We start from the raw sequence: 22,316 nt of genomic DNA, 5'->3' as shown, positions 1-22,316 counted from the left end.
ATTATTCCCTCCGTTAGAAATTAAATAAGTTTAGACGTGATCAATCCTTCTTTTTCACATAACCTTCTTTGTTTGTTTGGCGTGAACGTGCAATGGACAGAGCTTCACCAGGTACGTCTTCTGTAATGGTCGAACCTGCTGCCACGTATGCCTCTTTTCCCACCGTTACTGGTGCAATTAAGTTAGCATTACATCCAATAAATGCCCCATCTTCAATCTTTGTCAGATGCTTCTTTTCTCCATCATAATTGACCGTAATGGAACCACAGCCTACATTCACATCGCTGCCGACTTCGGCATCTCCGATATAACTAAGGTGAGACGCTTTGCTTCCTTTGCCAAAGCTGGTTTTTTTCAACTCAACAAAGTTTCCTATTTTGACATCATCTGCAATGGATGTTTCCGGTCTAATATGAGCAAACGGTCCTATTTTAACATAATTGCCAATCGTACTGTGAGACACAACAGATTGTTTAATTTCCCCATATGAGCCTATCGTACTGTCTGTTATTTCAGTGTTCGGACCAATCACACAATCTCTGCCAATGTTCACCTTTCCGTGAAGAAATGTTCCAGGATAGAGAACGGTGTCTTGCCCTAAAACCGCTTCAGCAGATATGTACGTGTGATCTGGATCAATCATTGTCACACCTTGTTTCATCCAGTACTCATTAATTCTATGTTTCAATGCTTTTTCCGCCTTTGCTAAAGCGGGACGGTCATTTACACCAATCGTTTCATGAAAATCATCTGTTTGCCACGCAGCCAAGTGTTCACCTTGTTTCTTTAGTATTTCTATAACGTCAGGAAGATAATACTCCCCTTGTACATTATTATTCCCTACTTGTTCTAACGCTTTAAATAACGCTTTATTATCAAAACAGTAGGTTCCGGTATTTATTTCTTTCACCAATCGTTCGTTTTCATTGGCATCTTTGTGTTCAACGATGCGGGTTACTTGACCTTGTTCATTACGAATAATGCGTCCATATCCTGCTGGCTCTTCCGCATGCGCAGTTAAAATAGTTGCTTTTGCTCCTGTATTTTCATGGTAATTCATTAAAGATTCCATGGTTTCGGAGCGAATAATAGGGGTATCCCCACAAAGCACAATAGTGACTCCATCTTTATCGGCAAGTAATTCTTCTGCTTGCATAACAGCGTGCCCGGTACCGAGCTGTTCCTTTTGCAGAACATAAGACACATGATCGCCTAAATGCTCCTTCACAGAATCAGCACCATGTCCGATTACCGTAACTACTTCTGTCAGTCCCGCACGACGAACATTGTCAACAACATGCTCAACCATGGGCTTTCCGCATACCGGATGAAGCACTTTATATAAGTCTGATTTCATTCGTTTTCCTTGTCCGGCGGCTAATATGACCGCGTAACGATTACTCATTATTCATCCTCCAAGTATCCGGTTTTCCATTACGAATATATCCTAAAACCCTCTGTATTTCAAGGAAAGTTAAAAGATTATCATCACTTTACAAAAGTTTCCGTTTTGTATGCATGATAAAAGGGTATTGATTCATAACATCTTATTAACAGCCTTCAAGAATGAAAAAGCCAGGCAGCCTGATGAGCGTCAGGCTGCCTGGCAATACAAATGTTTACACATATTTTATCCTGTACTATTATGAAGCGCCAGCTTCTTCATACTCAGGATTTTCAAGTTCTCCCTGGCGTTTGTACTCACCCAAAACAGCTGTTTGGATTTTTTCGCGTGTATGCGATGAAATCGGGTGGGCGATGTCTCTAAATTCTCCGTCTGGAGTACGCTTACTTGGCATCGCAACGAATAATCCATTGTTTCCATCAATCACTCGAATATCATGAACAACAAATTCACTGTCCATCGTAATGGAGGCAATGGCACGCATGCGGCCATCTGTGTTTACCCGACGGAGTCTTACGTCAGTTACTTCCATTCTTTCACCACCTTTTTCCAAATAGAAATGCTTCTGTCACACAATTCAATATTTAATAATAGATTTCCTTCTTTTTTTTAAAAATTATTTAATTTTTTTATTTATTAGAACTAATAACAACGATAAAAAGCAGGCTCTCATATAAAGGTTGGGAGTTAAAAACATTTCCCTTTGTAAGAAGAGAATCAGCGGCTTGCACTAGACAATGAAAACGCCAAAATTTTATACTTTCCTGCCTTATAAAAAAACCGCCACAAGAGGCGGTTATACAAATTGTATTCTACTGAACCAAGGCTGTAACTTCTATTTCTATTAATACGTCTTTTGGCAGACGGGCAACCTCGACACAAGATCTAGCTGGCTGATGATCGCTAAAATATTGTCCGTACACATCGTTTATAACAGGGAAGTCTTGCATGTCTTTAATAAAAACCGTTGTCTTAACAACTGTTTCTAATGAAGCACCGGCTTCTTGCAGTACAGCTTTGACATTTTGAAAGACTTGGTGTGTTTGTTCTTCAATCCCGCCTTCAACAACTTCTCCGTCTGGAGTTAACGGAATTTGTCCTGAGCTGTAAAACATATTATTTACAATAATACCTTGAGAATAGGGGCCAATCGCTTGAGGAGCATTTTTCGTATATACTTCCTTCATTACTGTTTCACCTCTTTTAATTTTTCTAACACATTACCCGGCACAGCTTTCACTAATCGCTCTTTATCGTTCACTTCTTCTAATCTGGTCACCGAAACATAGTCATCCACCAGCCGCTTTTCTGCCGCAGCATCCTCGGCTTCTACTAACACTCCAATACCAACCACATTGGCATGAAATTCTTGTAACAAATCCATCATACCTTTTGCTGTACCGCCCGCTTTCATGAAGTCATCAACAATCAATACATTTGCGCCCTCTTCCAGACTTCTTCTTGCTAGAGACATCGTTTGAATACGTTTCGTTGAGCCAGATACATAGTTGATGCTAACCATCGATCCCTCCGTTACACGATGATCTCTTCTAACGATGCTTACTGGAACATCTAAGTATGTACCAATCGCATAAGCAAGTGGGATCCCCTTTGTAGCAACGGTCATGACAGCGTCAATCTGTTGTGATGAAAAAACAGCAGCAAATAACCTGCCTACCTCATTCATTAATCTCGGGCTTCCGAGAATATCCATCATATACAGATAACCACCTGGCAAAAGCCGTTTTTCATCTTCTAGCTTTTTACATAGTTCATTTACAAAAGCTTGACCTTCGTTATCATTAACCATAGGTACATACTTCACTCCACCGCTTGCACCAGCGATTGTTAATAACGAACCAAAGCCTTGCGATTCAAATATATCTTTCACAATCGTTAAATCTTCACTAATGGAAGATTTAGCTGATTGGTATCGATCCGAAAAATAACTCAACGAGACAAGTTGATGAGGATGCTGCAACAAGTAATGCGTCATATCCACTAACCGGCCGCTCCGTTTCAATTTTTTCATGAGTACCTCCATAAAATCCGAATGTTATATTTGGAATATACCACTTTTGTACGGATTTTATCAAGTGTTCTATTCATTGCTAATGAGACGCACTGCGTACACTTGATCACAAAACCCTCGCAACCCGTTGTACACTCGGTGAAGCCTTGATTCCTTTTTCACTAGTCCAAACACCGTCGGGCCACTTCCGCTCATTAATGCAGCATCCACACCTGAATCAAGCATTCTTTCTTTAATACGCTTCACTTCAGGATATAAAGATAACGTGACATCTTCTAATCCATTTGATAAATTCCGGCAAATTTCAGCATAGTCTTGGTTTTTAATGGCTTGAACGACTTGTTCGGAAGCAGCTTTTCTTTCATCTAAGCGATTAGTTTTCACACGCTGATACACTTCTCGTGTCGAAACACCAATAGGCGGTTTTGCTAATATTACCCAACAGGGAGGGGGAGAGGCAAGCGGTGTGATGATTTCACCTCTGCCTGTTGCTAATGCAGTACCGCCATAAACACAAAAAGCGACATCTGATCCAATTTCCGCACCAAGAGCTGCTAGTTCTTCTATAGATAAACCAACATGCCATAGTTCATTTAATCCTTTTAATACCGCTGCAGCATCACTGCTGCCCCCGGCTAAACCAGCAGCTACTGGAATATGTTTATGTATATAAATGGAAACTCCCATGGTAATATGGAAACGTTTCTTTAATAAGAAGGCCGCTTGATATGCTAAATTTCTATGATCGACTGGCAAAAAACCCTCGGACAACTCTACTTTAATGTGCCCATCGACTCTGGTTTCTAAATCAAGCCGATCTGCTAGGTCGACTTGGTTCATTACCATTTTCACTTCATGGTAGCCATCGTCTCTTTTACGGAGCACATCGAGCGATAAGTTAATCTTCGCTGGCGCTTTTATTGATTGTTTCACCTTTTATTCTCCTTCTTTTCCATGCATCACATGCTTCTTCCCATGATTTTCTCTGTACATTTTAGTCGAAAAAATGACTCATGTACAGACAGAACCCCCAACTGCTTAAAAAACTCCAGGGAGAAGATGCCCCGGAGTTTAAAAACTTGAACCTGCGCTTTGTTTATTTGTTATTCTCGGCCAAATGTTCTTCAGCAATTTGCACGGCTCGTTTTACCATGTTTCCAGCATCTCGGGACTTTATTCCTCCCCAGCCTTCTTTTTCTACTGTTTCATAAAAACCGAGTTCCTTGGCAATTTCCACTTTTAAAGCATCAGACATGATACCGTGTTTTCGGCTCACATTGCCCATCTCCTTTAAAAGGTTTATTTAACGCAGGCACACGTATAGATTGCGCCAAAATTGACATAAATATAGCTTTCTGTCCCTTATCAACAGAAAGCCAATTTATACCATCATACATAAGTGTCTACATCAAGCATGAAGTTCTTCCTCACACATAGTCAGCTGCACGGTTTTGGTAAGTACATCTGTATAACTGTAAGAGATCCGTTCTACGGAATGCTTGTCCTTATCTAATTTCACAATAAAGACAGAAGGATATGTTTCTTCGAGCAAACCTGAGCGTTCAATGGTTTTCTTACGCCCGCCGTTAGCAACCACTGTGACTTTTTTACCGACATTTGCATCTAAAGCTTCTTTAATTTCTATTAGCGTTTTTCCCATGGTTTCACACCCACCTCACTCAGAGATTATTGTACCACGATACATGCCGTTAGTCAATAAAATTTTACATTATATCAATGAAAATGCATTTTTGTCAATAACTATTGTGGAATTTGTATAGAAATTGACTCCCAACCATTAGTGTATGCTGTTTTTGGTTTGGTATTCCTTCTTTTTGTAATTTTTTCTTTTATAACAGCTGGCATAGGTATGTGTGTTTTTCTTACCCTTTTACCCTTTAACAAAGGTGAACGTTCCTAATGCATTAAAAATCTTGGCTGACGCTGAGCTTTTCAGTGCAGACAATTGCTTGTATACAAATTTGCGCATATTTTTAACAACTTTCATGACTCATCCATGATAAAGCATTACATGCTCCTGCCTAATATAAAAAAACCCGGCGCACGGCCGAGTTTATATAGAGAAAAGACACCACCTCTGTGCTGCTCACCCTGTAACCTGTGTTTTCCTGCCATTATACAAAGAAAAGCGCAAACGCCGTGAAAGAGGGACGTTCGGCTACGGTGAAGGAACTTCTGTGAGGTACTTCTACTAAGAACGCACACATCCTGTATCAGGCGTTGAAGTCACGACATCCTGTGGAGGTATTTCCTGTGACAATGCCGAACTGACTCCCAACCTGGGAGCCCGCGACAAGTCCTGGAGGGCCAGCACATGGAAAGCTGCCCTTTGGCTTTCCATGTGCCGGACCGAAGGAACCTCGAGCGAGCAGGTGTTTGCGCTGGACCATGAAAACACCAAACTTTTATACTTTCCCTCCTGTAAAAAAGACCGCTTTACCGGTCTTCAGTCATCTACTTCCGTTGGAAATGAGTGCGTTTCTTTCCATGGCAGCCCTTTTCGCAGTACCCCCCTCGTTTCTAATCCCCCAAGTCCTTTGGGTCCTGTTAATGTGTGACGGATTAACTGCAGGACGCTTATTCTATCCATAAAGGGCGTTAAGCTCACTTTAGCAGCAATATATACTGGATCTAGCGCATGAATGTTAACACGTTCCGGGGAGCTTGCAAAATTAGAACCAGCTTTTACAAGCCATTCAAAATAAGACTGACAGGCACCAGAAAAAATAACGAGTTGATCCAACTGAGGTACAACCTTCCTGGCTTCTCTAACAGTCTGCCCAAACACTTTCGAATGCCGGTATGCTTTTACATCATTTTCTGCTCCCCTTGAAGGTATAAAAGCATCATGCCCGGTAATGACAAGGATATCCGGCCGTACCATATGAAGCAGTGAAGCCACTTGTTCGGGCATCTCTTTTTCAGGAATGTGTACGCCATACACAGGAATACCAAGCCGTTCATACAACGCCGTACACTTTGACAAATAATAAGGGTCACCATCGAGATGCAGCACACGTCCCCGCATCTCAAAGTATGATGCTTTTTCTTTGTACCCTTCTGTGGCTTCGTGCTCACTGCGTTCTTTCATCAAACGAGCTTCTTGCCGAAAAAGCCGGTAACTATATTCTTCTTTTTCACGGACATGCTTTTCAAATTGTCTACGCTCTTCATCGTCGACTTTTTTCAAGTCATCTAAAGGTGCATCCGCAGCCAGGCGAAGCTCCTCTCCCGCAAGCTCTGCCTTATCTTTGTGAATGGCTTTTATCCGAAATATAATATCACAATCGTACGAATAGCGTGCGACGAGGTCTCCAACTTTCCATTCCACCTGCTTCTCCCCCTTCTCTTTACACAGCGTATTCTTAAACTGTGGCATATGTGCAAGGGGGAGAGCACCTTTACGCTGCGGCTGGCTGTTTTTCTTTTTTGTAAACAGGAATTATTTGTCGAACAAAGAGCCGTATTCATGCAGTACATTACTGAGTTCTGCAAATTCTTCCATACTTAATGTTTCTCCGCGCCGTTGCGGGTTAATTTTTGCCTGTTCGAATGAAGCAGCTAAATGTTCTTTGTTATCTTTTCCGACAAAATTGTTCAATAAATTGTTCCATATCGTTTTTCTCCGCTGAGCAAACGAAGCACGCACTACTTGAAAGAAAAATGTCTCTTCTTTTACGTGTACAGGAGGAGACTGCCTAAGCTCCAAGCATAAAACCGCAGAATCTACTTTAGGCTTTGGAATAAATACTGTTTTCGGAACAATCATCACCGTGCGTGCATCGGCATAATATTGAGCAGCAATCGACAAGGAGCCATATTCTTTCGAACCTGGTTTAGCTGCTATACGTTCAGCAACTTCTTTTTGAATCATGACAACCATTCGGGCCACTGGTAATTTTTGTTCCAACAGTTTCATTAAGATAGGAGTCGTTACGTAATAAGGAAGGTTTCCAACAATGGCGGTTTCATGAACATTCTTTCGCATGCCCTGCAGCACTGTCTCTACATCAGCCTTTAACACATCTTCATGATGGATCGTCACATTCGTATATGCCGACAAAGTATCTTCTAAAACAGGAATTAACCGGCCGTCAATTTCAAAAGCCTCCACTTGCTTGACTCGTTTCGCACATTGTTCGGTTAATGCCCCAATTCCAGGGCCAATCTCCATCATGCCATCCGCTTCTCCCATTCCAGCTGCATCCACAATTCGATTCAATATATTTACATCAATTAAAAAGTTTTGTCCGAGGCTCTTTTTAAAAGAAAATCCGTATTTATCAAGAATCTCCCTCGTTTTGCTTGGTGTTGCAATTTCCTTCGGCACGGACCTTTTCCTCCTCTAAAATTTCATTTAATGCGCGTCGAAACTCATCACGTCCAATGTGAAACATATGCAATCGTTTTAAGAATTGTTTTGCATTAGCATAACCAATATTTAAAATCTCTCCCGCTCGCTCTCTTCGAAGCCGCGAACCTTCTCCGCCCATCATCTCTGCGTCAACTAAATCTTGTCTGGTAACAAGTTCATTCGTTTCCACAGGGGCTGTGTACTCTTCACGCACTTGTAAAACAGCCGCTCGAATCGCTTCTGGCGATGCATTTTCAATTCCTAAATTATTGCCTTTTACTGACACGGCATCTTGTTTTTTTAAAAAAGCATGTTTACATCCCGGTACTTCTCGGCTGATAATTTTTCGGATTTTCTCTCCCGGCACATCTGGATCTGTAAAAATAATTACTCCTCGACGTTCTTGCGCAAGTGCAATTCGTTTTAATACATTTTCTCCGACCGCAGAACCGTTTGTTTCAATAGTATCAGCCTCTAATGCGCGTTTTACTGCTACAGTATCATCTTTTCCTTCTACTACGATACATTCTTGTATTTTCATCACTCACAATGCCTCCTACAAGGAGTTAACGTCCGTTTCGTTAGTCTGCCTTATTATACTAGTTCTGCCCTCGTTAGAAAAGAAGAACTCTGACTTATACAAGATCCTAAAGGGAAGTTCGGCTAAGGGGACGGACTTCCATCCATAGAGCCCGCCAATTATCTCACCGGACTTACACTGACTTTCTCAATACTTTAACAACATCGGTGATGCACCCACGCTGAAATATTGGTTCTCATCCAAATGCTGGAGTGCATACAGGATGTACTTTTTGGCTATAAACTGATTAATAACAATTAGGAAAGACGCCTGCGGGAGAGTCGGCAGTACAAGATCCATCGGGGGGATGTTTCCTGACGAGCTTAAAGCGCAGCCTGGAGCAAGTCAACTTGAAAAAAAGGGGGATAACAATAACCCCAACAAGCTTTATACAGTTGAAAGTTTCTATTGGTGCAAGCAAAAAAAGCGTAATGCCATCACCACTTGCATTACGCTGCAGATTCTTTTACTCCAATATAGTTACTTTCACAGTTTGTCTGCCAAACCTTCCTGCTTCTTGCTTTGTGGGTACGTGTAAATCAATCTTATTTCCTTTAATAGCTCCACCGGTATCTGCTGCAACCGCTTCTCCATACCCTTCTACGTGAACCCTTGTGCCCAAAGGTATCACTGAAGGATCAACAGCAACAACTTTTTTGTTTGGATTACTATTCAAATTAACGCCAGTTGCCGTTACCCCTGAACATCCTGTGCAATTTGCGGTGTAGGCAGTAGCTTGCATCGTTAATGTTTGACCATCAGGACTTTCTGTGCCATCACCACCACGAGATGCTGTAACGGTTGCTTCTCTCGCTCCTACTGCAACAATTTCATCTTTGCTTTCCCGGATTTCTTTCTCATCTATGAGTGTACGAGATACTTCTTCCCCATTTTCTAATGTTACTTCATAACGCTTTTCGACAACACCTGACTGCCCGCTTTCTATCACACGCTCTTCACCCTTTGGCAACGAATCATCCCGGCGGGTGACCGTGGCGTAGTCTACTTCTTCTTCCACTACATCGGTGACCTTTTCCACGCGGACAACGTTAATATCTGTTTCGGACGCAACTGTTTTTTTGACATCCGGTTGTACGCGATCTTTATCCGACACCCTTACATCCGCTTCATTTAAAAGATCAGCGACCGTAGTCGAAGTGGTCATAAGTTGTTTTTCTTTATCGTCATAATGTATCGTAACAGGAAATGCCGATTCGTATACTATCTCCATTTCTTCTGTGACTGGTGCATGTAAATCTTTATTTATCTTATCGTGTTCGCTTGCGGAAATGTTTTGCTCCTCTAATACTTCTTCTACATTCTTGGCTGTTGTCACAACAGTTTGTTTCTCCTCATCTTGTGACACAGTAATCTCTTTTGCTTGCACCCACTCTATTGTCATGTTTCCAGTTATAGGAGCAGACAGAGATGGGATAATTTCATCTGCTTGCTGCCTTGTTAACTCTTCTTCTTGCAGCAGTTCACCGACTGTTTCCGCATGTGTAGCAACCGTAGCGAATTCTTCTCCGTCTTTTTCTATCGTAACGGTTGCCTTTGAAACATGAAAAACAGCGAACGAAACCATGGCGGCTATAGCTAAGAAGACCAAGGCTAACCTTTTTCCAGTACTAATACCTAAGAAAAAGGATGTCCAAGTTGAACGCATGGTTAATCCTCCTCTACAAGCTATGCATTATAGAGTGTTCCTCCTCCCAAGTCAATCGTTTTGTTCAACTTCCCATTATCTTTGAGAATCTCAGAAAAGAAAAGAGAAACTTCTCGACAGAATTCTGCTTCGACAAGGGAGAAGGACAGAAGGTTTTCGAATCAACCATACTATAGACAATTTTATACACAAACGGACAGAGAAATATGTCAATCAATGCGGAAAAGTTTTTTCGCATTTGCCGTCGTTTGTTCGGCTAGTTCCTCGTAGGATATTTCCTTTAATTCGGCAATTTTTTCAGCCACCAGCTTAACGTAAGCAGGTTCGTTCCGCTTTCCTCTATTGGGGTGCGGTGCTAAAAATGGGCTGTCTGTTTCTACGAGCAAGCGATCCATCGGAACCTCTTTTGCAACTTCTTTTGGTCTTTTCGCATTCTTAAATGTAACAGGGCCGCCAAAGGAAATATAAAAATTCATCTTTAAACATTCTTGCGCAATTTCCAAGCTTCCTCCGAAACAGTGCATAATACCACCGGTTTCTGATGCATTTTCTTCTTTTAAAATATCGACAATGTCTTGATGAGCTTCTCTGTCATGGATAATAACAGGCAAGTTCACTTTTTTAGCCAATTGAATTTGTTGACGAAACACTTCTTTCTGCACATCTTTCGGTGATTTATCCCAATGGTAGTCTAATCCCATCTCACCTAGAGCTACTACTTTAGGGTGTTGAGATAACTCTTCTAACCACTTCAAATCGTCATCAGTCATGTCAATCGCATCGACTGGATGCCAGCCAACCGCTGCGTAAATGAAATCGTATGTTTCAGCTAATTCAATTGCTTTAGGAATCGTTTCTCTGTCAAATCCTACAACGGTCATCAGTTGAACCCCTTCTGCTTGAGCACGTTCAATAGTTTCAACTACATCATCTTCAAATTGTTCGATGTTTAGATGCACATGCGTATCAAATAATACAGACACAATTACACTCCTCCTTTTAAAATGACAAAAACTGCGTAAATGAAAGCCGCTCAAGGCTTACAGCATCCTTAGAGCGACTAAATCATGTTTAATTTACCTGCGAACCATTTGGAAGGCTGCCGTCAATGGTTGCCAGCGTTAATTCTTTTCCTTGCGAAGCAGCGAGAATCATACCTTCCGAGCGTTCGCCGCGTAATTTTACCGGTTTTAAGTTTGTCACACAGATGACTTTTTTCCCTTTTAATTCTTCTGGTTTGTAATGCTCGGCAATTCCAGAAACTACTTGGCGCTGTTCATTTCCAAGATCAAGCTGAATCTTCAGCAGTTTATCTGTCTTTTTTACCGGGGCTGCCTCAAGAACTTCCGCTACTTTTAATTCAACCTTTGAAAAATCATCGATGCTGATTTCTTTGATACCTGCTATTTCTGTATCCTCTTGTGTTTCTTCTGCTTGATCTTCTTCTGTTTTGACTGTTCCACCCATGTCTTTAATAATATTAGCAACTTCTTCTTGTACCTCTAGACGAGGAAAGAGCGGCTTTCCTTTTTTAATGACTGTCGTTCCTTCTGGGATTTGGCCAAAAGTACGCATCGTTTCCCATTCAGTTAACGAAGCCGGTATATTAAGTTGTTCCCACATCTTTTTCGGTGTTTCCGTCATAAACGGCTGGATCATGATTGAAATATAACGCAGTGCCTCCGATAAGTGATATAACACAGCACCGAGCTGTTCTTTCTGCTCTTCTTCCTTAGCAAGCATCCACGGCTGTGTTTCATCAATATACTTATTAGTGCGGCTCACTAACTGCCAAATTGCTGTTAAGGCGACCGAAAACTCCATATCTTCCATGGCATTTTCCACCTTGTTAACGGTTGCGTATACTAAATCGACAAGTGATGCATCGTATGGCGTTCCATCTTTCAAATATGCCGGCAGCGCTCCATCATAATATTTATTAATCATTGCTACCGTTCGATTTAAAAGATTTCCTAAATCGTTTGCCAAGTCATAATTTAACCGCTCAACAAAGCCTTCTGGAGTAAAGACGCCGTCCGATCCGAATGGCACCTCGCGCAGCAAGTAATACCGCAATGCATCCAATCCATATCGATTAATAAGCGGAATCGGATCTACAACATTTCCTTTTGACTTGGACATCTTTCCGTCTTTCATCAGCAGCCATCCATGGCCAAAAACTTTTTTTGGCAGAGGCAAGTCCAGCGCCATTAACATAATAGGCCAGTAAATTGTGTGGAAACGTACAATTTCTTTCCCAACAAGATGTACATCTGCCGGCCAGTATTTGAGATAGGCTTCATCCTTATCGGTTCCATAGCCCAATGCTGTAATGTAATTAGATAATGCATCAATCCAGACATACACTACATGCTCAGGGTCACTTTTGACCGGAATTCCCCATTCAAAAGCAGTCCGGGAAACAGCCAAATCTTCAAGACCTGGTTTAATAAAGTTATTAATCATCTCATTTTTCCGGGACTCTGGCTGAATGAACTCCGGATGTTCCTCGTAAAACTGCAATAACCGGTCTGCATACTTGCTCATACGGAAAAAATAAGACTTCTCCCGTACCCACTCCACTGGATGGCCGCTGTCTGGACTTTTTCCGCCAATTACTTTGCCGTTTTCATCATATTCCGGGTCTTCTAACTGCAGTTCGGTATAAAATGTTTCATCAGGGACAGAATACCATCCTTCATATTCATCAAGATAAATATCTCCCTTATCTTTTAGCTTCTCAAATATTTGCTGTACTACTTGCTTATGGCGATATTCAGTTGTGCGAATAAAGTCATCATATGAAATGTCCAGCTTATCCCATAAATTTTTAATTCCTGCAACCACTTCGTCGACAAATGCTTGTGGCGATACGCCTTTTTCTTTTGCTTTTCTCTCAATTTTTTGACCATGTTCATCGGTTCCCGTTAAGTACCTGACATCATATCCGCGCAACCTTTTGTATCTTGCCATTGCATCTCCAGCCACAGTTGTATAAGCGTGACCGATATGCAGCTTGTCACTTGGATAATAAATGGGAGTCGTAATGTAAAACGTTTTTTGTTCCTCTGCCATTTATAGCGCCTCCTTTAAATCTTCTGTATATGCAGCAGGCATCCACTTACTTAAAACCCTTCATACTAAGAAAAGCGTAAGTGCCTTGAAAGAAGGAAGTCCGGCTATGAGCGCCGTCTCCTGCGACAATGCCGAACTGACACTCATCCTCAGAGCTCGCGACAAGTCCTGGCGAGCAGGCACTGACGCTGGACATGGAAAACGTCCAACTTTTATACTTTCCTACCTACTGAAAAAAGCTCCCGCCCTGCAAAGGGACGAGAGCTTTACTCACGTGGTACCACCCAAATTTCTTCGCCTTTTGCAAGAACGAAGCTTTGTGCGCCGAGTTTCATTTTACAACACCCAGGCGCCTTCTTTAACGCAGAAGGTGCGTCCTTTTCTTACTGCGATGAGCTCGAAAAGAAAAACCTCCAGGACCATCTTCAAGAGTTCATACTGCACCGGTTCTCAGCATCTCCGGCTCTCTGTTACAGCTTTCCTCTTTACTCATCCCTTCATCGGAAATAACGTATGAAATAATATCGACACATTCCCAATAAGACTATATCGAAGCAGATTTTTTGTGTCAAGTTAACACGTTATGTACATACCTATTATTTCTATTTTTCCGTTTGGCATACGTTCGACAAACTTTTTATCCGTCATAGACTGTAAAAATTAATAAAAAGTATCTGCAAAATGATTATAAGTACTGTATATTGTATATTAAAACATGTATAAATTTACATATCACAATATGAAACAAATAATACAACGAGTGCTGTATTATATATTTTTCCAATTGACGAAAAATGGAAACGTTGGTATTCTTAGGAGACAAAGAAAGAGAATTTTGTCGATTTTTGATACATTGCGTATCATTTTATGCTGAGGAGGAACGAAAATGAAATCTACTGGAATTGTTCGTAAGGTGGACGAGTTAGGCAGGGTCGTTATCCCTATTGAACTGCGCCGCACACTTGATATTGCTGAAAAAGATGCCCTTGAAATATACGTGGACGACGACCAAATCATTTTAAAAAAGTTCAAACCTAATAGAACATGTCAAATAACAGGACAAGTATCGGACCAAAATATTTCACTCGCAGACGGAAAAATTGTTCTTTCTCCAGAAGGGGCCAAAGAAATTATAAAAGATTTGAAAGAATATGTTAGTGAAAAAACGGAAGTATAATGTAGCAGACACAACACAGCAGCGGGCTGTCTTCAAAGGATTCCATGCCTTTGAGACAGCCTTTTCTATGTCTTTATCCATAGGAAAACGAAAGGTAAAGTGTCCTGGGACAGCTGACATATGCAACAACTCCTCTCGTGTACCAGTTAAAAAAGCTCTGTGTGAAAGACCGACAACCCCCTGGCTGTGACGTAGAATCGCCGCCTTCTTCAAAAAGCCCTTCCGTGTAAAATGCCGGGAAACAGATATGGCTAATAAGACAAAGCTTTGTCTTTTCTATAATTGATGATAAGCCGCATACACTTCGCGTTTTGGTATTTGTCTGTCTATCGCTGTCTTCTTAATAGCCTCTTTAGACGATAAACCTTCCTTAACATAACAATCAACATGTTCATAAACAGTAAAGTTCTCCCACCATTGTTCATCTGCTTTCTCTTTCGCTGTGCCGCCTTCTACAATCAAACAGCACTCTCCTTTTACCGCTGTTTGCTGCAAATGATTGTTTAATTCTGGTAATGATCCGCGAAACAATTCCTCGTACTTTTTGGTTAATTCTCTGGCCAGCACCGCTTTGCGATCATTCCAAACGTCGTGTAAGTGATAAACTGTTTCTTTTATACGATAAGGAGATTCATAAAAAATAATTGGTGCTTCAATATATGTTAACTGTTCCAACACACGTTGACGTTCTTTCTTTTTCCTTGGTAAAAATCCATAAAAGTAAAACGGTCCCCCACCAAGACCAGAAGCCGTTAAAGCGGTCGTTGCAGCATTCGCACCAGGAAGAGCAATAACGCGGTACCCTTTTGCAATACATTGATTCACAATGTCCTTTCCTGGATCTGATACAAGCGGCGTGCCAGCATCACTCACTAAAGCTACCAGTTTATCTTGCTGCAGCAATTGTTGTATTCGCTGCCCTTTACTTTCTTTGTTATGCTCGTGATAACTATCAAGGGATGCAGAAATATCAAAGTGTGTTAGGAGTTTTCGTGTTTGTCTTGTATCCTCGGCAAATACCGCATCTGCTTCTTTTAAAATCCGGACTGCTCGAAAGGTCATATCTTCTAGATTGCCAATGGGGGTTGGTACTAAATACAATCCACCGTGACAACATGTTTTAAAACTTGTTTGTCTATTCACTTACTTCACCCCTTTTTTAGAAAGATTATTCATGTATTCTCCATTATTCTGGACATACTTTTTGTTTTTCAATGAGTGCCTGTTTTTCTTTACGGCTTAGTTGTTTCATTCTGTATTCGACTTGCATCGCCTCTTGTTTTGTAGGAAATCCTTTTTGATACACCACTTCAAAAGGACCACGTCCTCTTGTGTACTTAGCACCCGTTCCATTGTTATGTTGACGCAGCCTCTTTTCAATATTGGTGGTATAGCCAATATAAAGAGTATCATCTGCACAGCGCAGCATATATACATAATAATTACTGTCCCTCATAATACTTTCGAAACTCCTCTGTGTATTTTCCATGCTCATCGTAAACGGTTAAAGGCGGCAAACAGGCAAGGCCTGGCTTTCCGTCTTTTATTCCTTCTAATAAAACAACATTTGCCTCTTTTCCTTTTTTGGGATAAATCCATTTGACCCGTTTTGGTTCTAAACGGTGTTTTCGATATGCTTCCATTAATTCAGGAAACCTCTCAGGCCGAAGAACCATTGACACTTTTCCCTTTTGTTTTACCAGCTTTGCTGCAGATGCAATAATCTCTTCAAGTGAGCCGTTTTCTTCATGACGGGCAGCGGTCAAATGCGGATTTTTATTTTTCTCTTTTTCACCGGGTGTATCAAAATACGGTGGATTACAAGTAATTAAATCCGCTTGGCCATCCAACAAATGGCTGTTTCTTACGTCTTTTTCTACAAATGATATTTGATGATCAAGATGATTGTATGCAGCGCTTCTTTGCGCCATCCCTACCAGCCGTGATTGAATCTCAATCCCTGTTATCGGCACGCGGCTTCTAGTGGACAATACGAGCGGAATGATGCCATTGCCGCTGCATAAATCTACGATTGTCCCCCTTGTCCTCGGTACATATGTAAATCTCGCTAAAAGAACCGCATCAATAGAGAAAGCAAACACTTCTTTGCTTTGTATGATATATAATCCATCCGTGATGTAATCCAGTCTTTCTCCTTGTTGTAACATCTACATCTCCACCTATGTCCATTCATGTTTCACACGTATAAAAAGGGCTGTCCTATACAAAGGACAGCACCAGTGTTCGTTTATTTTTGATGAAGAAACGACAGACAAAACAAACAATCCCCGTCGACACGAAGGCTGCCGTAATGCAAATTACAAATATGAAAGCCTTCATGGTACAAGCGGGCCAAGTTATCGTACCCTTCTCCAACGTTTGGGTGGTCTTTGAGGGTTTTTTTTGGTTTTATCGGTTTATTCGACTGATTTTTTTCGTCCATTCGTTCGCGTAAATGCTTATTTTCTAAAGCCAGCGCTTGATTTTCCTCTATGAGCATCGCAAGCTGCTCTTTTAATTCTCCCAGTTCATCATGAAGAGCACCTATCCGCTCTTCCATGTGAATGACTTGAGAAAATATTTCTTTCTTCTCCACGTTTCTTCCACCTCAATCACCCGTGTGACTTCAGCTCACAATATATCCTTCTTCCATTAATTCATCTAAACTGTATTCCAATACATTTTGCGGATCTGGCAAATCTACCTCAACAAGACGTTCTAAGATGTTAATACCTATAACCTTCCCCTCTCCTTGCGGGGTAGCAATTTTCTCTCCAATATCCGGAAGCTCTTTTTTGGCTGTCTCGTAATGGTCATTTTCGTATTTTAAGCAGCACATCAAACGTCCACACAACCCTGAAATCTTTGCAGGATTAAGGGAAAGGTTCTGATCCTTTGCCATTTTAATCGAAACCGGTTCAAAATCTCCTAAGAAAGAAGAACAGCACAGGACTCTGCCACAAGGACCAATACCGCCTAACATCTTCGCTTCATCCCGCACACCTATTTGGCGCAATTCAATTCTTGTACGAAACACCGAAGCTAAATCTTTTACTAATTCTCGGAAATCAATACGTCCATCTGCTGTAAAATAAAACAATACTTTATTTCGATCGAACGTATAATCCACATCGACTAGTTTCATATCCAATTTATGTTCTTCTATCTTCTCCGAACAGACCTCATATGCTTTTCTCGCCAGCCCTTTGTTCTCCTCTATCGTCTGTTTATCTTTCTCCGTTGCAACACGAAGCACTTGTTTAAGAGGGAGCACAACGTCATCATCATGTACTTGCTTTTTACCAATGACTACCTTGCCAAATTCTAATCCGCGCGATGTATCAACAACTACCCAGGTATCTTTTTCTATCTCAAGCTCACCGGGTGAAAAGTAATATATTTTTCCTGCTTTTTTAAATCTAACTCCAACAACATCATGCAAAGCTACGATCCCTCCTGTAAGTGGAGCAGCAATTGCTCCATAAGAAGCTGTACATTTACATTAGCACGAAGACGACGCTTTGCTTCTAGAATCTGCTGCAGCCGCTTAGCAACCTCTTTTTCTGATAACTGAAGGGCATCTTGCTTTAATTTTTCTCTTTGATCAGGGTAAGCAAGATTATCTTGTTCATATTTAACCGACAAAATGTCGCGATACCAGAAAAGCAGCAGATCCAAGCCGATATCCTGCTCTTGTCTATCGGTAAAGTGGGGAAGCCACTTTTCCTGTAATGTCAACAGCATCTGTTGAGGTCGATGTTGTACCTCTTCTACTAATTGTATCACTAGATTTCGTCCATGTACAATCCAGTCTCTCTTCTCTTCTGCGTATTCTCCTGCTATATCATCAGGGAATCTGGCTAAGATAGAGGCAGCCGCTTGTGTCAATCCCTGCTCCTCATAAAGAGAAATTCGTTTTTGTATAGGAGGCGGAGCGAACGCTATTTTTTGTGACCGAGAGATAATAGTATCCAGCATAAAATGTACGTTTTCTGTTAATAAAAGAGCCAGTGTTGGGCTCTCTGGCTCTTCCAAAAATTTCAACAAACTGTTTGCAGCACTCGCTGTCATTTTGTCCGCTTCATTTACAATATATACTTTCAGACCCGCTTCCATGCCTTTGTACGCAAATTCTTTTTGAAGAGCCTCTACTTGAGCTTTTTTAATGGAATTGCCTTCTGGATCTACTATCATTACGTCAGGGTGGTTGCCATGTGAAATACGCCTGCATTGTATGCAGTTTTCACAAGGAATGGTTTCTGTTTTATCTTGGCAAAAAAGAGCTTTTGCTAACAGAATACTCGCATCCCTTTTTCCTGTTCCTTTCATTCCTTCAAAAAGATAGGCATGCGCTAACCGCCCTTTTTCTACACTTTGTTCGAGCATCGTCATAACCGTCGGTTGTTCTTGTTTTAACTCTTCCCAATTCATTACAATCCCTCTACTCCTAAAACTGCTCAAACTGTTCTACCTGCATAATAAATACCGTTGCACCGCCAACTTGCACTTCCACTGGGTAAGGAACGTAAGAATCAGCATTTCCCCCCATTGGGGACACCGGTGCTACCAGCTGCTCTCTCGTTTTACAGTTATTTTGGATAATCTCTAATACGTTATCAACGTGATGGTCTTCTACCCCAATAAGAAAGGTTGTGTTGCCGGCACGTAGAAAACCGCCTGTACTTGCAAGTTTCGTTGCGCGAAAATCTTGTTCAACAAGTGCATTGGATAAACGATTGCTGTCTTTATCCTGTACTACAGCAACAATAAGCTTCATCAAATCCCCCCTTGTCTATTCTTCAATCCCACGGAGATAATCCTCAATATTAGTCAATACGCTTTGAACCACTTGGTCTATGGGCTGATCTGCTTTCACTTTTGTTAAACGGTTCGGGAATTTATCCAACAACATGCTGTAGGCTTCATATACACGATGATGAAAAGTAATTTTTTCTTGGTCGAGCCGATTGTATTCTCGGTCGCTATTTTGCTTGATGCGTGACAATCCGACTTCTGGGGATATGTCCAAATAAATCGTCTTATCCGGCATATAGTCTCCAATAGCAAATTTATTAATTTGAAATACTTCTTCTATACCAACCCCGCGAGCATACCCTTGGTAAGCCAAACTGCTGTCAATGAATCGGTCGCATAATACTGTATATCCTTCATGCAGTGCTGGAACAACTTTTTCCACTAAGTGCTGTCGTCTGGCAGCAGCATATAGCAGTGCTTCCGTTCGTTCTTCCATTTCTGTATGTACCGGGTCTAAAATAATCGTTCGGATTTTTTCGGCAATCTCAATACCACCTGGTTCCCTGGTTTTTAACACCTTATATCCTTGCTCTTCTAACATATGATAAAGATGATGGAGAACAGTCGTTTTCCCAGCGCCTTCACATCCTTCAAATGTAATAAACGCTCCTCGTTTTTGCGTCATCTGTGTTCATCCTTTTTAAGTATACTTATGTACCAATTTCCCCGGAAATAATCGACTCCTTGCACGTGTCCACCGTTATTTAACCATTCCAGTAAATAAGAAACTCGTTCGCTTGTTATTTTTTCTCCTTTTAAAAACAATGGAATGCCGGGAGGGTAAGGAATAAGGTCTGAGCCTGCTGTGTTTCCAACAGCTTCGTGCAATAATATCCTTGTTTGTTTTGCATGTATGAAAGAAAATTGTTCCGCTTCCATAATTGCAGATGGAAATACTGGTGTTTTTTTCTCAATTTCTCTTTTACTGGAGCGTTGTTGATAGTGCATATTGTCAACCGCTATTTTTATGCGCTTATGCCACCCTTCAGGAAGAGCTGCAGCATCGAGCGGGAGAATAAGCAGCACGTGTTGGTGGTCTGCTAATTCAGCAAACACATGCTGTTGTTCTAAACACTTTTGTAAATCCCAGCCACTGTAACCTTTTGGTACTTTCACAATACATTTTAATACATCATGTGCCATTCCATCAGGCGTTATCAAAGATAAACCTGTTTCCTTTTCTATCTTGTCTCGAACATAATAAATAGATTCTGCTATTTTCCAATCATTTGCCTGCTTCATATTGTAAAAATAACGTCTGGCTGCGTCTAGAGATGCCATTATTAGATAAGAAGGACTACTCGATTGAACCATCGAAGCAGCTTCTTGTAAACGCTGATGAGAAAGTTTACTTTCCTTTCCTGCATGCAAAAACGCTCCCATTGTTAACGCCGGCAGCGTTTTGTGGGCAGACTGTACAACTGCATCTGCACCTTGGTCAAGAGCAGAAACAGGAAACACAGAACTAGTAGAAAAATGGGCACCGTGTGCTTCATCTACTAGTACATATGCTCCTTTACGGCGAAACAACTGAATTATAGGGGTAAGGTCTGATGCCCAGCCATAATAGGTAGGGGACGTTAATATGATGCCTTTTACCTCTGGATACATATTTAATGCTTTTTTCACGGTAGAAAGCGACAGCCCACGTGAAAGCTGAGTTGAGTTATCATAGTCTGGAAGTAAAAAAACAGGTTTTATTCCTGCTAATCGTAAAGCATTTATCACTGATTTGTGTGAGTCACGCTGAACCAGCACTGTCTCTCCACGTTCAAAAGCAGATAATATCATAGCCATATTACCAGCACTCGAGCCACCAACAAGAAACAATGTATACAGAGCATTGTATGCTTCCGCTGCTAAACGCTGAGCCTGTGCAATAATACCATCTGGATCGTGCAAATCATCTAAATGATGCAGTTCTGTTTGATCATAAGGAAAGACAGACTCAAACATATCGTGCCAATCAGAAGTAACAGCGATTCCGTTTTTATGTCCCGGCACGTGAAATGATACTGGTTGTGTTTTTACATGTTGTTGCAGCGCCTCTACAATAGGCATCGATTGTTGATTCATTCTTCTACCTCAATTTGTTGTATTCTATTAAAATTATGACGTATTACGCAAGATCTTGCAATTTTTTCTATGATAACAAACGTTGGCTCTTGAGCTTCCTTAACTTCTTTATCTTTTCCGCATAGGTGGGATGCTCAGGTTCTAACTTCACTAGTTCTCTTTCACATTCTTTACACAGAAATGCCTCCAAAATATGAATGCCCTCTTTTTTCTCCTGATCACATAAAACACAACGTTCTCCCTGTATTTTTTGATTATTCACCTTCCGCACCTCCTATGAATCTAGTTTCCCCAATCATACTATATTTTATCCGTTCATTCTGAAACAAGTATAGACAGGGACAAGCACATCCTTTGATATGATGAGCGTAAAGACAAAGATTTCTTCATAAAACATGCATGCTAAAGCCAGCTGATGTTCAATCATTCTATGTTGAAAAAGACGTAGTGTGCCTTGAATAGCTTGTCGATGATGGAACAATAAAAAAAGAAGCTGGGATAAAATACAGTAAATGAAGAGGGAACTGTCCCAAAAGGTAATGGATTATAACCTTTTGGGTGGACTTTTTTAATGGTTTTATAAAATTATGGAAGTTATTATCTCTTCCAGCTGGGGGACGACGGCTCCTCAGGTTTTATACTACAAAAAAAAGCTGTCAGAGTATAATCTGACAGCTTAGCGCTTGCCTGGCAGCGTCCTACTTTCACAAAGGGTTTCCCCCTCATTATCATCGGCGCAAAAGAGCTTAACTTCCGTGTTCGGCATGGGAACGGGTGGAACCTCTTTGCTATCGCCACCAGGCTCACAGGATGTGAGTCGTTCGATGTTCGTCACAGGACGTGACGGATGGTAATCGAACTTCCTTGCTCACATACACAGGATGTATGGACTTCCACCTACCGCAGAAGTTCTTTGTATCATAGGGAATTGCTCCCTCAAAACTGCATAACGAATGCGAAGAGCCTCTTCGAGGCGCTTTCCTTTGTGTTGGATAAGCCCTCGACCGATTAGTATCTGTCAGCTCCACGTGTCACCACGCTTCCACCTCAGACCTATCAACCTTGTCATCTGCAAGGGGTCTTACTAGCTTGGCGCTATGGGAAATCTCATCTTG

The 22,316-nt window shown here is 41.3% G+C and carries 24 protein-coding genes, 2 rRNA genes and 1 other annotated feature; of the genes, 1 reads left to right on the top strand and 25 read right to left on the bottom strand.

The window, feature by feature from the left end:
- Nucleotides 1–40: 40 nt before the first annotated feature.
- From glmU to metG, 13 genes are all read right to left on the bottom strand, one after another.
- Nucleotides 41–1,405: a bifunctional UDP-N-acetylglucosamine diphosphorylase/glucosamine-1-phosphate N-acetyltransferase GlmU gene (glmU, locus tag BLT18_RS14250; RefSeq protein WP_091275417.1), complete on the bottom strand. Its 1,365-nt coding sequence runs from the start codon at nt 1,403–1,405 to the stop codon at nt 41–43.
- Nucleotides 1,406–1,643: 238 nt separating this feature from the next.
- A complete protein-coding gene (gene spoVG, locus BLT18_RS14245; protein WP_091275414.1) occupies nt 1,644–1,937 on the bottom strand; it encodes a septation regulator SpoVG in 294 nt (97 codons plus the stop codon).
- Nucleotides 1,938–2,217: 280 nt separating this feature from the next.
- On the bottom strand, nt 2,218–2,592 hold the full coding sequence (locus tag BLT18_RS14240) for a RidA family protein (protein WP_091275413.1): 375 nt from the start codon (nt 2,590–2,592) through the stop codon (nt 2,218–2,220).
- Nucleotides 2,592–3,437, bottom strand: coding sequence for a pur operon repressor (gene purR, locus BLT18_RS14235; RefSeq protein WP_091275410.1), 846 nt, complete (start codon nt 3,435–3,437; stop codon nt 2,592–2,594). Before purR ends, BLT18_RS14240 begins: the two co-directional genes overlap by 1 nt.
- Before the next feature lie 69 nt (nt 3,438–3,506).
- The gene (gene ispE, locus BLT18_RS14230; protein WP_091275409.1) at nt 3,507–4,370 is read right to left on the bottom strand and encodes a 4-(cytidine 5'-diphospho)-2-C-methyl-D-erythritol kinase; all 864 of its coding nucleotides are present in this window, start codon (nt 4,368–4,370) and stop codon (nt 3,507–3,509) included.
- A gap of 163 nt (nt 4,371–4,533) precedes the next feature.
- Nucleotides 4,534–4,713 carry a small, acid-soluble spore protein, alpha/beta type gene (locus BLT18_RS14225; protein ID WP_091275406.1) on the bottom strand — a complete coding sequence of 60 codons (180 nt, stop codon included), beginning with the start codon at nt 4,711–4,713 and terminating at the stop codon, nt 4,534–4,536.
- Nucleotides 4,714–4,845: 132 nt separating this feature from the next.
- Complete coding sequence (veg, locus tag BLT18_RS14220) at nt 4,846–5,097, bottom strand: biofilm formation stimulator Veg (protein WP_091275405.1); 252 nt, start codon at nt 5,095–5,097, stop codon at nt 4,846–4,848.
- Between the two features lie 807 nt (nt 5,098–5,904).
- Nucleotides 5,905–6,789, bottom strand: coding sequence for a sporulation peptidase YabG (yabG, locus tag BLT18_RS14215; RefSeq protein WP_175487524.1), 885 nt, complete (start codon nt 6,787–6,789; stop codon nt 5,905–5,907).
- A gap of 111 nt (nt 6,790–6,900) precedes the next feature.
- On the bottom strand, nt 6,901–7,788 hold the full coding sequence (rsmA, locus tag BLT18_RS14210; protein ID WP_091275400.1) for a 16S rRNA (adenine(1518)-N(6)/adenine(1519)-N(6))-dimethyltransferase RsmA: 888 nt from the start codon (nt 7,786–7,788) through the stop codon (nt 6,901–6,903).
- Nucleotides 7,742–8,353 (bottom strand): ribonuclease M5, encoded by a 612-nt coding sequence (gene rnmV, locus BLT18_RS14205; RefSeq protein ID WP_091275508.1) that lies wholly within the window; start codon nt 8,351–8,353, stop codon nt 7,742–7,744. The genes rsmA and rnmV overlap by 47 nt, the downstream gene beginning before the upstream one ends.
- Before the next feature lie 505 nt (nt 8,354–8,858).
- Nucleotides 8,859–10,058: a G5 and 3D domain-containing protein gene (locus tag BLT18_RS18690; protein ID WP_091275398.1), complete on the bottom strand. Its 1,200-nt coding sequence runs from the start codon at nt 10,056–10,058 to the stop codon at nt 8,859–8,861.
- Nucleotides 10,059–10,267: 209 nt separating this feature from the next.
- Nucleotides 10,268–11,041, bottom strand: a complete 774-nt coding sequence (locus BLT18_RS14195; RefSeq protein ID WP_091275396.1) for a TatD family hydrolase — start codon at nt 11,039–11,041, stop codon at nt 10,268–10,270.
- 88 nt (nt 11,042–11,129) lie between these two features.
- Nucleotides 11,130–13,133, bottom strand: a complete 2,004-nt coding sequence (gene metG / locus BLT18_RS14190) for a methionine--tRNA ligase (protein WP_091275394.1) — start codon at nt 13,131–13,133, stop codon at nt 11,130–11,132.
- Nucleotides 13,134–13,383: 250 nt separating this feature from the next.
- Nucleotides 13,384–13,643, bottom strand: a binding site (T-box leader).
- Between the two features lie 376 nt (nt 13,644–14,019).
- On the opposite strand from metG, the gene BLT18_RS14180 reads away from it, so the two are divergent.
- The gene (locus BLT18_RS14180; RefSeq protein ID WP_091275390.1) at nt 14,020–14,310 is read left to right on the top strand and encodes an AbrB/MazE/SpoVT family DNA-binding domain-containing protein; all 291 of its coding nucleotides are present in this window, start codon (nt 14,020–14,022) and stop codon (nt 14,308–14,310) included.
- Nucleotides 14,311–14,586: 276 nt separating this feature from the next.
- On the opposite strand, the gene rsmI is transcribed toward BLT18_RS14180, so the two are convergent.
- The 12 genes from rsmI to BLT18_RS14120 form a co-directional block, all read right to left on the bottom strand.
- On the bottom strand, nt 14,587–15,453 hold the full coding sequence (gene rsmI / locus BLT18_RS14175) for a 16S rRNA (cytidine(1402)-2'-O)-methyltransferase (protein WP_091275387.1): 867 nt from the start codon (nt 15,451–15,453) through the stop codon (nt 14,587–14,589).
- 43 nt (nt 15,454–15,496) lie between these two features.
- Nucleotides 15,497–15,766, bottom strand: coding sequence for a GIY-YIG nuclease family protein (locus tag BLT18_RS14170; RefSeq protein ID WP_091275385.1), 270 nt, complete (start codon nt 15,764–15,766; stop codon nt 15,497–15,499).
- A complete protein-coding gene (locus BLT18_RS14165) occupies nt 15,753–16,478 on the bottom strand; it encodes a tRNA1(Val) (adenine(37)-N6)-methyltransferase (RefSeq protein ID WP_175487523.1) in 726 nt (241 codons plus the stop codon). The genes BLT18_RS14170 and BLT18_RS14165 overlap by 14 nt, the downstream gene beginning before the upstream one ends.
- 80 nt (nt 16,479–16,558) lie before the next feature.
- Complete coding sequence (yabA, locus tag BLT18_RS14160; RefSeq protein ID WP_091275383.1) at nt 16,559–16,906, bottom strand: DNA replication initiation control protein YabA; 348 nt, start codon at nt 16,904–16,906, stop codon at nt 16,559–16,561.
- Between the two features lie 30 nt (nt 16,907–16,936).
- Nucleotides 16,937–17,752 carry a PSP1 domain-containing protein gene (locus BLT18_RS14155; protein WP_091275381.1) on the bottom strand — a complete coding sequence of 272 codons (816 nt, stop codon included), beginning with the start codon at nt 17,750–17,752 and terminating at the stop codon, nt 16,937–16,939.
- Nucleotides 17,753–17,754: 2 nt separating this feature from the next.
- Nucleotides 17,755–18,741, bottom strand: coding sequence for a DNA polymerase III subunit delta' (holB, locus tag BLT18_RS14150; RefSeq protein ID WP_091275378.1), 987 nt, complete (start codon nt 18,739–18,741; stop codon nt 17,755–17,757).
- 16 nt (nt 18,742–18,757) lie between these two features.
- Nucleotides 18,758–19,087 (bottom strand): cyclic-di-AMP receptor, encoded by a 330-nt coding sequence (locus tag BLT18_RS14145; protein ID WP_091275375.1) that lies wholly within the window; start codon nt 19,085–19,087, stop codon nt 18,758–18,760.
- A gap of 15 nt (nt 19,088–19,102) precedes the next feature.
- On the bottom strand, nt 19,103–19,750 hold the full coding sequence (gene tmk, locus BLT18_RS14140; RefSeq protein WP_091275372.1) for a dTMP kinase: 648 nt from the start codon (nt 19,748–19,750) through the stop codon (nt 19,103–19,105).
- Nucleotides 19,747–21,201, bottom strand: coding sequence for an aminotransferase class I/II-fold pyridoxal phosphate-dependent enzyme (locus BLT18_RS14135; RefSeq protein WP_091275371.1), 1,455 nt, complete (start codon nt 21,199–21,201; stop codon nt 19,747–19,749). The genes tmk and BLT18_RS14135 overlap by 4 nt, the downstream gene beginning before the upstream one ends.
- A gap of 67 nt (nt 21,202–21,268) precedes the next feature.
- Nucleotides 21,269–21,463, bottom strand: coding sequence for a sigma factor G inhibitor Gin (locus tag BLT18_RS14130; RefSeq protein WP_175487522.1), 195 nt, complete (start codon nt 21,461–21,463; stop codon nt 21,269–21,271).
- Between the two features lie 423 nt (nt 21,464–21,886).
- A 5S ribosomal RNA gene (rrf, locus tag BLT18_RS14125) occupies nt 21,887–22,003 on the bottom strand.
- Between the two features lie 186 nt (nt 22,004–22,189).
- Nucleotides 22,190–22,316 (bottom strand): 23S ribosomal RNA (locus tag BLT18_RS14120); the annotation flags it as partial.

Origin of the sequence: Alteribacillus persepolensis, from assembly GCF_900099605.1 — a bacterium.
In the GTDB taxonomy this organism is placed as follows: domain Bacteria; phylum Bacillota; class Bacilli; order Bacillales; family Marinococcaceae; genus Alteribacillus; species Alteribacillus persepolensis.
This window is presented reverse-complemented; position numbering and strand designations above follow the sequence as displayed.

What these genes read in the sequence shown, in the direction of transcription:
- glmU (WP_091275417.1), bottom strand. Translation starts at nt 1,405, where the DNA reads ATGAGTAATCGTTACGCGGTCATATTAGCCGCCGGACAAGGAAAACGA.
- spoVG (WP_091275414.1), bottom strand. Translation starts at nt 1,937, where the DNA reads ATGGAAGTAACTGACGTAAGACTCCGTCGGGTAAACACAGATGGCCGC.
- BLT18_RS14240 (WP_091275413.1), bottom strand. Translation starts at nt 2,592, where the DNA reads ATGAAGGAAGTATATACGAAAAATGCTCCTCAAGCGATTGGCCCCTAT.
- purR (WP_091275410.1), bottom strand. Translation starts at nt 3,437, where the DNA reads ATGAAAAAATTGAAACGGAGCGGCCGGTTAGTGGATATGACGCATTAC.
- veg (WP_091275405.1), bottom strand. Translation starts at nt 5,097, where the DNA reads ATGGGAAAAACGCTAATAGAAATTAAAGAAGCTTTAGATGCAAATGTC.
- rnmV (WP_091275508.1), bottom strand. Translation starts at nt 8,353, where the DNA reads ATGAAAATACAAGAATGTATCGTAGTAGAAGGAAAAGATGATACTGTA.
- BLT18_RS18690 (WP_091275398.1), bottom strand. Translation starts at nt 10,058, where the DNA reads ATGCGTTCAACTTGGACATCCTTTTTCTTAGGTATTAGTACTGGAAAA.
- metG (WP_091275394.1), bottom strand. Translation starts at nt 13,133, where the DNA reads ATGGCAGAGGAACAAAAAACGTTTTACATTACGACTCCCATTTATTAT.
- BLT18_RS14180 (WP_091275390.1), top strand. Translation starts at nt 14,020, where the DNA reads ATGAAATCTACTGGAATTGTTCGTAAGGTGGACGAGTTAGGCAGGGTC.
- BLT18_RS14170 (WP_091275385.1), bottom strand. Translation starts at nt 15,766, where the DNA reads ATGAGGGACAGTAATTATTATGTATATATGCTGCGCTGTGCAGATGAT.
- BLT18_RS14165 (WP_175487523.1), bottom strand. Translation starts at nt 16,478, where the DNA reads ATGTTACAACAAGGAGAAAGACTGGATTACATCACGGATGGATTATAT.
- holB (WP_091275378.1), bottom strand. Translation starts at nt 18,741, where the DNA reads ATGAATTGGGAAGAGTTAAAACAAGAACAACCGACGGTTATGACGATG.
- BLT18_RS14145 (WP_091275375.1), bottom strand. Translation starts at nt 19,087, where the DNA reads ATGAAGCTTATTGTTGCTGTAGTACAGGATAAAGACAGCAATCGTTTA.
- tmk (WP_091275372.1), bottom strand. Translation starts at nt 19,750, where the DNA reads ATGACGCAAAAACGAGGAGCGTTTATTACATTTGAAGGATGTGAAGGC.
- BLT18_RS14135 (WP_091275371.1), bottom strand. Translation starts at nt 21,201, where the DNA reads ATGAATCAACAATCGATGCCTATTGTAGAGGCGCTGCAACAACATGTA.